A 14,237-nucleotide genomic window follows, 5' to 3' on the forward strand; every position below is an offset into this window, starting at 1 on the left:
CTTAGTAGCGGGAACCGGACTCGAACCGATGACCTTCGGGTTATGAGCCCGACGAGCTACCTACTGCTCCATCCCGCGATATTGGATTGCAAAGGTACGAATATTTTTTACAAATCCTAATTTTTCTTTTAAATAAAGGGCTTTTATGAAAACTATTTTATTATTTGTATCTTTGTTTTATGGCAAAAATATTGAAAATTTACCCGGACAACCCACAGGAAAATCTTGTGAATGAAGTCATTAAAACATTAAATAACGGCGGACTGATTATCTATCCTTCAGATACAATTTATGCCCTAGGCTGTAATATTTTTGATATAAAAGCCATGGAAAAACTTGCTCAACTGAAAAAAATGAAGCTGGAAAAGTCGAAATTCTCCATAATCTGTAATGATCTGAGTCATCTTTCCGACTTTACAAGACCTATTGATACTTCGGTTTTCAGATTTCTGAAAAGTCACCTTCCCGGTCCCTTCACCTTTATTCTTGAAGCCAACAAAAGTTTACCATTAGCATATAAAGGGCACAAAACAATCGGTATTCGTGTTCCTGATCACCCGATTCCTCAGCTTATTGTTGAGAAACTGGGTCATCCAATTGCCTCCACCTCTATCAGAGATGACGATGAAATTATTGAATACTCTACTGATCCTGAGCTTATTGCTGAGAAATATGATCATTTGGTAGATATAGTCATTGATTCCGGGTATGGAGACAATGTTGCTTCTACTATTGTAGATCTTACTTCCGGAGAGCCTGAAGTTATCCGTCAGGGTAAAGGAATTATTTAGTGTAAGGGTTAGAGTTCAAAGTTTACGGTTGAGAGATTAGGTTATGGGGATTAATGGGAAATATTCTATAGGAATTTTACTCACGTTTGTGCTTTTGGCAGCAGCAATGCTTTATCTTTTTCCTGTAATTGCACGTATGACGGGAATACAAGGGATTACTGCCATGAGTTTCTTTTTGAGTAGAATTGGAATCTGGTGTATTTTACTTATTACATTTCTATATAGCTATTCTATTGAAAAAAACTCTTTTCTACTGAAAAAGGAGAAAGAATACTCTATCCTTTTCTATATAAAAGCTACTGTCTGTTTATATTTGATCTGTAATGTTGGTGGTGCATTTTTGAATCTGATCATTCACTTTTTCACCCACGAAAAAATAAGCAGTAAGCTTTTTGAACTTTCTTTACTTTTCAAAAACAATTATTTTTTAATTATTTTTACAAGCTTTACGGCAGGTGCTGTAGAGGAATTACTGATGCGGGGATACATACAGCCCAGAATAGAGAAGATATACAACAGTCCTGTATTAGGAATCCTTGTTTCTGCTATCTTATTCGGAATTCTTCACAGTACTTACGGAACCATTGGTCAGGTTGTTGTTCCTTTCTTTATTGGTCTCGTTTTTGCCATTTTTTATAAAAAATATTCAAATATCAAGATTCTGATCATTTGTCATTTCCTGATTGATTTTATATCTCTTATGATCATGAATTCTATTGATAGTAAACATTTATCTGTATTTTAACATTATGAAAATTATCACATCACCTGCGAAATTAATGAATGTAGAAAACTCAACAGACCTGTTGAAATCTACCACCCCGAAATTCATTGAAGAGGCAGCATTGATACACTCTTATTTAAAAGAAAAATCGCCCAAATATCTTTCCGAATTAATGGAAATATCGGCTAAACTGGCGGACGAAAACTGGGAGAGAAACCAAAAATGGAAGTCAAAACCTACGGCCAAAGAATCTGCACCTGCCATGTTCGCATTTACGGGAGAAGTATACAGAGGATTGGATGCCAAAACACTGAGTAAAGATGCCGTAGATTACCTGCAAAAAAACTACAGAATGCTTTCCGGATTATACGGACTTCTAAAACCTTCCGATAAAGTGATGCTTTACAGATTGGAAATGGGCCGCCCTTTCGAATTTGATCAGTATAAAAATCTTTATGAATTCTGGAGAGAAAAGATCACAGATCAACTGAACACTGAAATGAAAAAAGGAGAAATACTGCTTCACCTTGCCAGCAATGAATATGGAAAAGTCATCGACAGAAAAAAACTGAACCATACCGTTGTTGATTTTGATTTCTATGAATTGAAAGACGGAAAACTGAAAACCATTGTAGTATATACCAAACACGCCAGAGGACTTGTAGTAAGATTCTGTGCTGAAACCAATGCCAAAACACTGGAAGATGTAAAAGCCTTCAACTACGAAGGTTACAGAATTGACGAAGAGAAATCTACCGATACAAAACTCGTTTTCACAAGATAAATGAATATTCCAGAAATTCGAAATATTGTATTTCCAAAGGTTTTGAAGCTTGTTTTTTCGATGAGTTTCGTGATCTCCTGTGCGCAGGAAAAAGAGGCATCAATTAATGGGTTTCTGGACAATCATACTTTCAACAGTTCTTATAGCGATACTGTAAACTTTAAGAAGGACAAAATTTTCTCTGTCACAAAGTTGAAGAAACCTGAAAGAAAAACTGGCAATCTGGTTAATCGCGACGGGCTTTCTTATATTCAGGAATCGTACACAGAATATCTTCCGGATGGCAGGAAACTGTATCAAAGACGTCATTATGACACCTATTCGGTTGAAGAAAAATTTCATTATAAAAATAACCTTCTTGTTCTTAAAGAATCTGTAGAGGATAAAAAACGTTATCATTATAACTGGCTTTTTTACAACAAAAAAAATCATCTTCAGGAAGAGATCAATTATAAAACAGACGAAGGAAAATCTTTTATTTATGATGGTTATATACAGTATAACTACTCTTCAGAGCCTAAGAAAACCATTGTTAAAATTATTGATTACGGTTATGATTCCTTAGCAAACCCCGAAGAAGAATATATTTTTGAATTTCCTTATCTTACTAAGAAAACACCTTTATATCAGTCTAAAATCCATCGTTATCAATGGATGAATGGAACCTATAAACCTATTGACATTAAAGATTACGTTATTAAAGACAGAGATGTAACGTTCAGCTATGATAAAAATGGCTATTTGCTTTCAGAAATATGGCTGGCCCATCATCAATCTCTGGAAAATAAAACGGAATATTATTATTCGAACGACTATAAAGAACGTACCGAGCAGCAATATCATATGCTTGGAACAGAAAAATCTACAAAAACTGTTCGAAAATATGATGATCACAACAATCTTATTTTTGAGCAGAGCATAGAATACACAGGCCATCCTTTATCCGCCGAGTTTTTTGAGTATATTTATGATAAGCAGGGAAACTGGATTTCAAAAAAACACTATCGACAAGATACTGACAAAGGCCCCAACAGTAAAAAGGAACTCGTTGATTACGAATATCGTGAGATACAATATTACACCCCGAATTCTCAACCCAGAAGTTTCACTTTACCTGATTTCCCAAAAGATGCAGACAATATAAGAACCCAGATTCCCAAAGTATCCACGGAAAAACAGAATACAATTGATGCTTTTCAGAATGCTGTGAAAACAGGAAACTTCGATACTGAGATTACGCTGAAAAAAGCAAAAACCCTAGAGGAATTTACCCCTAACTTCTGGACTTTAAAAGATCAGGATTCAGGAAATCTGGATGACAATACTGAAGATGAAGCTGTTTGCGTTTACGAAACACCAATAGAAGATGATTTTGGTTTCACCCAGGTTTTGGCCATTTACAAAAAAGAAGGTGAAAACTGGGTATTGTGGAACCAGTTCGGCAACACAATCCTTCCTACCGAACATGGAGGAATGATGGGCAATCCTTATGAAGGCATCAGCATCAAAAACAAAACAATTGTTATCAATCATTTTGGAGGAAGCCGTCAAAAATGGCATTATACCCATAGATACAGATTTCAGAACAACAACTGGTATTTAATCGGTGCCTCTGTAGATTTTGGATCACCATGTGATTATTTCCAGTCGCTGGACTATAATTTGTCCACAGGAGATGCCATATTTGGCTATTCATCCGAAAGCTGCAGTAAAAACCATTCGGTACAGACAAAAAGCTGGAAAGAAAAAATCAATCAAAAAATTCCTCTACCCCGAATGGATGAATTTCAGGTAGGCGAGAATAAAATTGAACTAAAAAGTAAGAAAACAGAGATGTTTTACTAAATAAAATGACAATATCAGAACTTAGAACAGAATTTTCTGCACAAATTTCACAACTATATACAGAATCGGAAAGTACATTTATCTTTCAGATTTTTGTAGAAAACATTCTGGAATTAAATACAATTCAACAACGACAATTGGCTGATCAGGAGGTTTCTTCAGAGAATGAGGAAAAGTTTCAGCAAATTATTTCAGCATTAAAAACCGGAAAGCCTTATTTACAGATCTTGGGAGAAACAGAATTTTACGGAATGAAGTTCTTTGTGGATGAAAACGTCCTGATTCCCCGTCCGGAAACGGAAGAATTGCTGGAAATCGCCATTCATAAAATCCAAAGTTTACCGCTTAGCCATTCTGTTCTAAAAATTTTGGATATTGGAACCGGAAGCGGAATAATTCCATTAGTGTTAAAAAAACATTTCCCCAATGCTGAAATTTCATCAATCGATTTTTCTGAAAAAGCATTGAAAACTGCCCGCAAAAATGCAGACTATCACTCGCTTGATGTTCAATTTATCCACGCGGATTATCTTCAGTTCGCCTTGGAAGAACGTTACGATGTCATTATTTCCAATCCACCGTACATAGGAATTGAAGAAGAAATAGAAATTGCAGACTCCGTTAAAGAATTCGAGCCTAAAATGGCCCTTTTCTCTCCTACCTCGGATGCATTGATCTTTTACAGAAAAATTGCAGAGGACGCAAAAGAACATTTAAAAAATGATGGACTTTTGTTTCTGGAAATCAATCAAAAACTAGGTCCGGAAACACTGGAACTGTACAATTATTTATCTAACGCACAATTATTAAAGGATTTATCTGAAAATGACAGGTTTATTTATGGGAAGAAATAAGTAATTTTAACTTCCATAAAACTCAACCTATGAAATCTTTTTCATTGAACATTGCCCTCAGTATTTCGGTTATTTTACAGCTTATTTCCTGTGTAAAGTATCCCAAAGATATTGTTAATCAATACCACCAAAGAGGAGAACTCAACGGTTCGGTTCTGATTGTCAAAAATAACAGAATTATATGCGATACAACCTTGGGCTACAGAGACAGAGAAAAAGGTTTATTAATCGATAAAAATACATCTTTCTATATTGCTTCGCTAAGTAAATCGTTTACTGCAACAGCGATCATTCTATTGCAGCAAAAAGGATTGCTGGCATTTGATGATAAAGCATCTCACTATATCCCTTTGCCGAAATATGCTCAAAATATCAGCATAAGACAGCTTCTGCATCATACTTCGGGAATAAAGGATTATGAAGCTCTGTTTTCCAAGAAAGGACTCACCAATCAGGAAGTAATGCAATGGCTTTTTACGTTGGAAGGTCTTGATTTCACTCCTGAAAGCCGTTTCAAATATAGCAACAGTGGATATATCATTCTTTCTCAGATCATTGAAAAGGTTTCATGCCAATCTTACAGCTCTTTTATCAACCAAAATATCATCACACCTTTGAAAATGAAAAACACATATGTGTATGAACCATCGGTGATCATTGAGAATAAAGCACTGGGATATAACCAACAGAAAAAGCGGGATGATTATTCGATTTTAACGACTGGTGATGGCGGCATCTAATCTACTCCTGAGGATCTTTTTAAGTTTGATCAGGCATTACGAAACTACACGCTCATCAATAGAGATAATACAGCTCTTATGTACACTCCTGCAAAGTTATCGAATGGGAAGCTCTTCAACTATGGATTCGCATGGTTCATTGAAAATAATGCTAAGGAAAAGTCTGCCATGCACACAGGAGGTCTCAACGGTTTCGCAGCACTGTTCTGGAGAGATCTGCAGCACAACAGCTGTATCATTGTACTGACAAATCAGGGCGATGCTTTTCCTTTGGAGAGCTTTTTACATGATATCAAAAAATCAATTCAATAAACAATGGTAATCAATTCACACGAAATCAACGATACAAAAATTGCAGAGATAATATCTGAAGAAATGCTTATTCAATCGGTTCAGGACGGATGGGATCTTATGGGAAATATATATTATCAGGGTTTTGATAAAGTCATTCTGTATGAAAAGAACATTGTACCAGAATTCTTTGATTTAAAAACAAAAATGGCGGGAGAAATTCTGCAAAAGTTCTCCAATTACCGCATTAATCTAGCTATCGTAGGTAATTTTAGCCAATATGAAAGCAAAAGTTTAAAAGATTTTATTTTTGAAAGTAATAAAACGAAGCACGTCAATTTTGTAGAAACACTGGAAAGAGCATTACATAATTTTTCCTAACAGTACTTTGTTTGATCTATTTTAGATAAAAGAAGAAAATATGTAGCATTTTTTTCAATATCAGCATACCCATACGGCTCATTTTTAATGATTCTCTCTAAAACGCCAGGAAACACACATTAAAAATAATCTTATCAAACAATTAATTGTATAAAATTTTAAATCAAAATACAGTAATTAAATTAATTGTCGCTGATAATTTAAAATTAATCCTCTGAAAATGAGAAGGTAAATATTTTATTCGTATATTTGCAAAAAACACGAGAAAATATGAATCTTACTTATTTAATGGCTTATACCGCCACTTAACTCAATTTACTTTTTCGACAATCCAGATGACATAGAATGCTGCTCTATGGGAATATTCTTATGATATCTATTGTTGGCTTTTGAAACAAAAGGTCTCATTACGCCATTCTTTGAATAGAACAATTCATTGTTTCAGTGAACTGTTAAAGACACTTATTCCCTTTGTGGAACTAAGGCTGCCGGAGATGCAGTTCTTCTAAAAACAACATAACCATCAAAAAACATAAATACACAGATAAAAAATTATAAAGAACATTATGATTAAAAAATTATTTCTACCAATCGTCTTAGTAAGTTCGTTTTCATATGCTCAGATAGGGATTAATACACCCACTCCTGACGCCAGCGCTGCCCTTGATATTTACAGTCAAAATAAAGGAATGCTGATCCCAAGACTTACCACTGCAAAAAGAGACGCCATCTCCAATCCGGCCAACTCTCTTCTGATCTATGATACCGATAAAAAGTGCTTAAGTCAGAATATTGGAACCCCAACTTCTCCAGATTGGTTATGCATCAGCAATAATGCTGTAAAAATGTTTTATATGCCGAGTGTATCTTTTGATACTTCTACCAGCGCAACAGGGAGGACTAAAGATTTATATACCTTGTATAAAACTCAATTCGGGTCACCCAAAGCAAAGAGTACAAGTGCTCCTGCATCTATTCCTTTTTTCCCGTCCAGCAGAGATCTTTACTATTATGTAACCGATGCTGATCCTAATGTATTCAGCAATATTACGATTTCTGATGACGGTGTAATGAGGTATGATGTAAAAGCTGCAGCTACAGACTGTTCTTTTATCAATATTGTTTTTGTTGTGAAATAATTGAGCTATGCTAAAAAACACTCAAATTATACGACATAAACAACTGCTGTTTATCGGTTCATTGTTCATTTTCTCACAGAATATCAAAGCACAGAACGAACAGGGAACAGGATATCCGTACTTTGTTAATTTCACCCAGGGATTACAACCTCAGGAAGCTTATAAAGTGACTACAAGCGGGGTTCAGAATGATGCTACCTTTACGACAGACGGACTACGACTGACCCGGAGTGTAAATAATATTTCAGGAGGGGTTATTCTGGCTGATAAAATATTCAAAAGCGATCAGGGAATCAAGTTTGAATTTGAATTTGCGATTTATGGAGGAAATACCAATGGCGGAGACGGAATTTCTATATTCCTGGTTGATGGATCAATCCCTAAAGAACAGCTTAATCTTGGATATTTTGGTGGTGGATTAGGATACAGTTTTGTACGTGGCGGAGAATCCACAGAAGGACTTAGAGGAGCTTACCTAGGGATAGGTCTTGATGAGTTTGGAAATTTTAAAACAAGCTTCAACCAAGGTGAAAGGGTAAGAAACGGAATATTTGGAGTAGGACTTGCGGATGGACGAAGCAATGTTTCGCTAAGAGGTAAACGTGGAAACCAATCTCTGTCTTCGGCTGAGCCTGCAGGATACAACGGTTATCCGTTACTTTACAGTATTGCAACCAATGCCTCTCCTTCCAGCAACAACAGATCGGCTTATCTGAATCCTTCTACGGGAAAATATGTTGGTATTCAAAACACAGCGCTGCAGCAATTCAGTGTTGAAAGCGGCGGAACAACGATTCCTCTGAATGAAAATGACGCAAGATACCGTAAAGCCTATATCGTCTTAGTTCCCAATCCTGCCGGAGGATATAATATAACTCTGGAAATACAGCACGGAACTGTAAAAGAAAAAGTAATCGATAATTATTATTATCCAACTTCTCTGAAATATACGGAAACCACCATTTCCAACAGTACTGTAAGAACATTGGATACTTCAGCACCTGCTACTTTCAGAATTGGATTTGCAGCATCTACAGGAGCAGCTAAAAATATACATTTATTGAAGAACCTGGGGGTAACAAGACCTTACGCTGCAGAAGTAACAGATGATCTGTTTGCGGGTTGTCCGGGGATAAAATCAACTTTTTATCCTTTGCTTAACGATGCGGCTTATTCTTCAGCAAGTGGTCAGAATCCGCCTACCCTTTCCTATAATAATCTTGATTTTAATTCATTCCGTTTTTTGGATAATAATGGTGCTGTGATTCCGAATATCACAGGCGGTGTTTATACTAGCAGCCAAGGGACATGGACTTATTCAGCGACTACCGGAGCTCTTTCTTTCAGACCTGCAAATGGATTCACCGGAGTAGCTCAGATACAATATGATATTAAAGGTGGCGGACGCAATGGTACAGAGGATCCTTATAATAAGGAAGAATACAGATCCTTACCGGCGCTTGTACAGGTCAATATTTCAAGTGCCAATAATTGTAGTAAAGCCTGCGTTATTTCCAACAAAAATGTAACACAGAATATAACAAAGTAATGATATGCAAACCAGCTTCTAGGAGCTGGTTTTTTTATAACAAATGAGACTTGTTATGATATGTAAAATACTGAACAGCATCTTCAACTGCTTTATCAATGGATTGATACTGAATGCCTAACTCTTCTATCGATTTTTGGTTAGAATAATAATTACAGATCTGCAATGCTTTCATATTGGAAGAACTCAGATTAGTCTTTATTTTTAATTTTCTCAAACCATCACCCATTAATCCTACAAAACTTAAAACCATATTGGGAATAGCTATCATGATGGGATTTTGATTGGTAATCCGGTTTACTTTATCAAAAAATTCTTTATAGCTTAAGTTTTCATTGGTTAAAAGATATTTCTCCCCATTTTTACCTTTTTCAACAGCATTGAGAATCCCGCTTGCAGCGTCTTCCACATGTACAAAGTTCTTGCCTCCTTTCGGATAAAAAACTATATTTTTCTTCCATGCCCAAAAGATAATCTTTCCGGAACTTGGCTTGCTGTCATAGGCTCCGATCATAAAAGTTGGATTTACAATAACCACCTCTGTATTTTTACGGTTCTTTATAAGATAGTCTTCAGCTGCAAGCTTACTTTGAGCATAGAATGAATGGGTAAAAGGATAAAGCTGCGGAGCTTTTTCAGTTCCCCAGAATGCTGTATTTCCAAATCCAAGAGTATTGGCTGTACTTACAAACAAAAATCTTTTTACTCCCATCCGTTCTGCATGGGTGAACAAATTCACTACCGTTTCATAGTTTACTTTTCTGTATTCATCATAACTGAGTAGGTTTTGCCGTGTTTCTGCTGCAATATGAATGATACAGTATACATCGGTAAGAAATACTGAAAGATCGGACAAGAGATCTGTTTCCACCAGTTTCAGATTCTTGTTTTCTTCGCCCAGCCAGTTGCTTTTCTTACGCACCAGAGCAATAACAGAATAACCATTTTGTAATAATTTAATGATAACATTAGTTCCCAGAAGCCCTGTTGCCCCGGTTACACAAACTTTTTTCATGATTCTATTTCTCTTTTTATCGCTTGAGTCATCAATGGAAGCTTTATCCATATCGGCAATATCTTCATAATCAGCCAACTGATTGGATTCACCATAATTACGGAATCTTTTTTAAACAACTGACGGATACTGTACGATGCCACTTTATCCGGATTCAAAAGGGTTAGTTTTCCCAAAAAACCTTGTTTTTCAATTCTTTTGCAAACATCCATATTCGTTTTCATAGCTCCGGGGTTTACTACACTTACAAAAACACTTGTGCCTTTCAGTTCTTCATGAAGCCCTCTGGAAAATGAGTGAATAAAAGTTTTGGAAGCAGGATAAACCGTTTTGAACCCTATCGGAGAAAAAGCGGCCATACTGGAAACATTTAAGATATACGCTTCAGGTTGCCTCATGAGATTAGGAAGAAGCTGATGGGTAATAAGGGATGTTGCAGCCACATTTACCTGCAGAATGGTATTGATATAATCTGCCGTAGCTTCTGTAAACTTTTTTGTACCGCCCAGACCAGCATTATTGATCAGAATATGAATATCAAAAGAACGGTTAAGCCATTCTGTAAGCTTCAGTACATTTTTATGAACCGAAAGGTCTGTTTCATAATAATGAACTTTTACCTCATACAATGCTTTCAAGTCTTGGGAAAATTCTTTCAGGTTTTGATTCGGCAGACTTATCAGAATCACGTTAATGTTCTTTTTTGCCAGATTTTCGGCAAACGCTTTTCCCAAACCCTGGCTTGCTCCTGTAACTACTGCATAAGATTCTTTGGTCTCCATAAGATTAAATTTATGGGTACAAATCTATTGTGAAAGAGATCTGAAAATGTTCGAGATTATCTGAGTGAACCAGTTTTAAAGGCATAAAATAAAAATCCACAAACAATTAAAAATCAATTGTTTAAAATATTCAAAAGTAAAACTTTATAAACCGGAACTTATTTTTTGAACTCAGAAGGTGTTTTACCGGTTACTTTTTTAAAGGTAGTATTAAAGGAAGTCTTAGAATTGAATCCTGATTCGTAAGCGATTCCCAGAATGGATAGTTTATTGTGAGTTTCTTTCAGAAGTTTTTGAGCATACTCCACCCTAAATTCATTAACGTACTGGAAAAAGTTTTTCCCAAAACCTGTATTAATCACATAGGATAAATGGTGGGTAGAAACAGCGAGCATTTCTGCAAGTTTGATAAGATTCAATTCACTGTCTAGGTAGGGCTTTTGAGTATTCATAAGATTTTCCAGTGATGTTTTAATCTTAGACAGCTCTTCGTCGGAAATCAGTTTTTTCTTAATTTCTTCAGAATCGGTGTTATCATTAATGGAAATCAACTCTTCTCTTTGTTTCTCTTCCAAAGGATAGATTTCTTTCTGTTTTAATGAATAATATCCTACGAAATAGATTACTAATAAAAAGACGGTATTGATGAAGAAATTCAATGATTTAGGGTCATAAAACAGATTGTAAATCACATAAATGACATTCACAATTAAAAGGACAAGGATAATGTACTCCAGCCAGTTCAAATTAATTCCTTCTGTATTGGAAGAAAACTGCTGAATCTTCTTTTGATGTTTTCTAATCGTAATATACGATAAGCCTGTATAAAAAAGGGCCTGAATAAGGATCAGCATAATACTCAGATACTCAAAAGGATTTGAATATCCTAAGGCGATGCCACCCAAACACATCAGAAAAGCTGCTGGAAAGAGCAGGAATTTTAAGTCTTTAATTCCAAACTTAAAGGAGGGATTGGTATAAAATAGTACACTGAAATAAAAGAAAACCGGCGTCAAATACTGAATAAAACGAACCAAAAACAAAGAATGGAATTCGATTGCAGAACCGGTAATAAGGGAGAAAATTTCATCCAGCCAGAAGGTAGACCAAAGAAATAAGAAAATACCAAACCAGAAGTTGGCTTTTCTGTTTACCTTCAGAGGATTTGTTAGTTTAAGCAGAGAAAGCAAAACCAATGAACCATAGATAAGTATCACGATGAAACTGTTGAATGCTGATGTGTTCATTGGCTTTGCTATTTAATTAATCTCTATTTCCTGATAATTTTGTTTACCTGCTTGGTATTATCACCAAATATGATCTCTACAAAGTACATTCCAGACTGATATTCGGCAATGCTTATTTGAGAGGTATCTTTTACTGATTTTAAGGTTTTCCCGGAAATATCAATCAGCCTGATCTCCTTTACTTTTACCTTAGAATCTACATGAACAAAATCAGAGGTCGGATTAGGGTAAATTTGAACATTTGCCTTTTTATTAGCAGTGGCTTCGCTCGCAGAAAGAAATTCTAAAGAATATTTATACACTCTTCCGCCGTTCCCTGTTAAATATAAATAATCACCGCCCACTTCCATATTGGAGATTGTAAATCTGGAATTATTATCATAAATCATATTCCAGTTAGCACCTCCGTCGGTTGTTTTAAAAACCCATCTGTCGTTGGCCATATATCCTGTATTCTGATCAATAAATTTAATCTTCCCAAAGTTAAGGTTAGGTGCTTGAGATTGGGTCCAGGTAGCTCCTCCGTTTAATGATCTGTAAAAATCTGTGTTGTTTACCAATGCAAAGATTTGGTTTTCATTGATAATGTCATAAATTATATTGTTAACAGGTACGTTAAGACATACATTCCAGGTAACTCCACCATCTAAAGTTTTATAGAGCTGCCCCTGGTATTCGTATTTTAAACCGTACCCTAAATTATTATTGAAAAATTTCAACTTGCCAAATACCATATTTGAAATTTTCTGCCAAGTTGTGGAACCGTTTTCGGTTTTAAATAATCCTCCATTAGAATTACTGTATCCACCACTTACATATCCCACATTTTCGGAGGCGAAACTCACCGAATGTAACGGGTTATCCTGAATCACACTACTGGACGACCAGGTCTGAGCTCCGTCTGTCGTTTTGTATACCCATCCTTGAACTGTTCCGATAGAATATCCAAGATTGTCATTTATAAATGTAAACCCATTACTAAGAGACCCCTGATGAGGAGGAAACTGAACTTTCTGCCATGAATTTCCGGCATCGGACGTCTTAAAGAAGCCTGCTTTATTGGTTTTAAAATAAGCGGTATTCGTTGTTGTAAAATGAAGTTCATTAATAAGGTCATAAGTAGGAGCATAATTCGTCCAGTTGCTTCCTCCGTCTTGTGTCTTTATCGTTCTTCCATTATTACCAGTACAAATAGCGGTTTGGGAATCAAAGAAATACATTCCGTTCAGATCATAATCGCTATTATAGCTTCCAAACAATAAAATAGGACTAATCATCTGCCAGGAGGATCCTCCATTTGTTGTTTTGAAGATCATTCCGTTTTCTCCAACTGTAAATCCATTATTTTCGTCAAAAAACTGCATTCCATATGCTGCAGCCTGGTAAGAATTATAATTGGAAGTCGTCGTCCATGTCTGCCCACCATCCGTAGTTTTGAGCATATTTCCATAACGTTTGCTTACAAATCCTACATTCTGAGACGGGAATACAACGGAAAAATACTGAGGATTTGAAGTTGTATCGGAAGCTGTTGTTACCCAAGTATTTCCTCCATCTACAGTTCTCTGAATTCTGCCATCAGAAGTCGTAGCAATTGCCGTATCCGCATTGGTAAAAACAGTAATCATTGCAGACATTCCGTTAATTGTTGTGTTAACAGGAAATGTAAGTCCTTTGTCTGAAGATTTGAAGATTTTTGTCTGTCCTGAAATATAAACAACGTCATCACTGATAAAGTTGATTGAGTTGAAGGAAGATCCTCCAACAATATTAACAGGACTCCAGGTTACTCCATAATTATCAGAACGGAGAATGACATTATCCCCTACAATAAATCCAATATTATTTCTGAATTTAATATCAAGGGGAGTAAAATTAAGAGTTTGCTTAAGATTCCAGGTAACTCCTTTATCATTTGTAGATAGAAGCTCCTTGTTGTTGTTGATAATAAAGCCTAAATCATTATTTGAGAATGTAATTTTAATGGCTTTAGAATCCGATGGATTTGGCGTCAGCCTTGTAAAATTATTTTGTGATAAAAAAAAGTTACTGGCCAATACCAAAAGAAGGTTAATAGTTTTTTTCATGTATAGTT

The 14,237-nt window shown here is 35.7% G+C and carries 12 protein-coding genes, 1 tRNA gene and 1 pseudogene; 9 read left to right on the forward strand and 5 right to left on the reverse strand.

Translation table 11 applies throughout. The annotated features are described in order from the left end of the window. Positions 1 to 5: 5 nt before the first annotated feature. Positions 6 to 78 (reverse strand) — tRNA-Met (locus tag ACL9RH_RS07110). A 101-nt stretch (positions 79 to 179) separates the two neighbouring features. Between ACL9RH_RS07110 and ACL9RH_RS07115 the strand changes: the two genes are divergently transcribed. The 9 genes and pseudogenes from ACL9RH_RS07115 to ACL9RH_RS07155 all read left to right on the forward strand — a co-directional run bounded on the left by ACL9RH_RS07115 (position 180) and on the right by ACL9RH_RS07155 (position 9,098). Continuing rightward, complete coding sequence (locus tag ACL9RH_RS07115; protein WP_422692663.1) at positions 180 to 791, forward strand: L-threonylcarbamoyladenylate synthase; 612 nt, start codon at positions 180 to 182, stop codon at positions 789 to 791. Between the two features lie 43 nt (positions 792 to 834). After that, a complete protein-coding gene (locus tag ACL9RH_RS07120) occupies positions 835 to 1,536 on the forward strand; it encodes a lysostaphin resistance A-like protein (RefSeq protein ID WP_422692664.1) in 702 nt (233 codons plus the stop codon). A gap of 4 nt (positions 1,537 to 1,540) precedes the next feature. Continuing rightward, entirely contained in the window at positions 1,541 to 2,299 is a 759-nt protein-coding gene (yaaA, locus tag ACL9RH_RS07125) for a peroxide stress protein YaaA (protein ID WP_422692665.1), read from the forward strand. Further along, a complete protein-coding gene (locus ACL9RH_RS07130; protein ID WP_422692666.1) occupies positions 2,300 to 4,144 on the forward strand; it encodes a hypothetical protein in 1,845 nt (614 codons plus the stop codon). It begins immediately after the preceding gene. Positions 4,145 to 4,149: 5 nt separating this feature from the next. Then, entirely contained in the window at positions 4,150 to 4,998 is an 849-nt protein-coding gene (gene prmC / locus ACL9RH_RS07135; RefSeq protein WP_422692667.1) for a peptide chain release factor N(5)-glutamine methyltransferase, read from the forward strand. A 29-nt stretch (positions 4,999 to 5,027) separates the two neighbouring features. Then, positions 5,028 to 6,050 (forward strand): annotated as a pseudogene (locus tag ACL9RH_RS07140) (serine hydrolase domain-containing protein). Positions 6,051 to 6,053: 3 nt separating this feature from the next. Continuing rightward, a complete protein-coding gene (locus ACL9RH_RS07145) occupies positions 6,054 to 6,410 on the forward strand; it encodes a DUF4180 domain-containing protein (RefSeq protein ID WP_422692668.1) in 357 nt (118 codons plus the stop codon). Positions 6,411 to 6,976: 566 nt separating this feature from the next. After that, positions 6,977 to 7,549, forward strand: a complete 573-nt coding sequence (locus ACL9RH_RS07150) for a hypothetical protein (protein ID WP_422692669.1) — start codon at positions 6,977 to 6,979, stop codon at positions 7,547 to 7,549. 7 nt (positions 7,550 to 7,556) lie between these two features. Next, positions 7,557 to 9,098 (forward strand): lectin-like domain-containing protein, encoded by a 1,542-nt coding sequence (locus ACL9RH_RS07155; RefSeq protein ID WP_422692670.1) that lies wholly within the window; start codon positions 7,557 to 7,559, stop codon positions 9,096 to 9,098. A 34-nt stretch (positions 9,099 to 9,132) separates the two neighbouring features. Here the strand turns inward: ACL9RH_RS07155 and ACL9RH_RS07160 are convergent, their stop codons facing one another. The 4 genes from ACL9RH_RS07160 to ACL9RH_RS07175 all read right to left on the reverse strand — a co-directional run bounded on the left by ACL9RH_RS07160 (position 9,133) and on the right by ACL9RH_RS07175 (position 14,229). Beyond that, positions 9,133 to 10,113 carry an NAD-dependent epimerase/dehydratase family protein gene (locus ACL9RH_RS07160; RefSeq protein ID WP_422692671.1) on the reverse strand — a complete coding sequence of 327 codons (981 nt, stop codon included), beginning with the start codon at positions 10,111 to 10,113 and terminating at the stop codon, positions 9,133 to 9,135. Then, complete coding sequence (locus tag ACL9RH_RS07165; protein WP_422692672.1) at positions 10,110 to 10,895, reverse strand: SDR family NAD(P)-dependent oxidoreductase; 786 nt, start codon at positions 10,893 to 10,895, stop codon at positions 10,110 to 10,112. Before ACL9RH_RS07165 ends, ACL9RH_RS07160 begins: the two co-directional genes overlap by 4 nt. Before the next feature lie 158 nt (positions 10,896 to 11,053). Further along, positions 11,054 to 12,142, reverse strand: a complete 1,089-nt coding sequence (locus ACL9RH_RS07170) for a helix-turn-helix domain-containing protein (RefSeq protein ID WP_422692673.1) — start codon at positions 12,140 to 12,142, stop codon at positions 11,054 to 11,056. Positions 12,143 to 12,165: 23 nt separating this feature from the next. After that, complete coding sequence (locus ACL9RH_RS07175) at positions 12,166 to 14,229, reverse strand: YCF48-related protein (protein WP_422692674.1); 2,064 nt, start codon at positions 14,227 to 14,229, stop codon at positions 12,166 to 12,168. Positions 14,230 to 14,237: the final 8 nt, after the last annotated feature.

Origin of the sequence: Chryseobacterium sp. Mn2064 (assembly GCF_049319685.1) — a bacterium.
Taxonomy (GTDB): domain Bacteria; phylum Bacteroidota; class Bacteroidia; order Flavobacteriales; family Weeksellaceae; genus Chryseobacterium.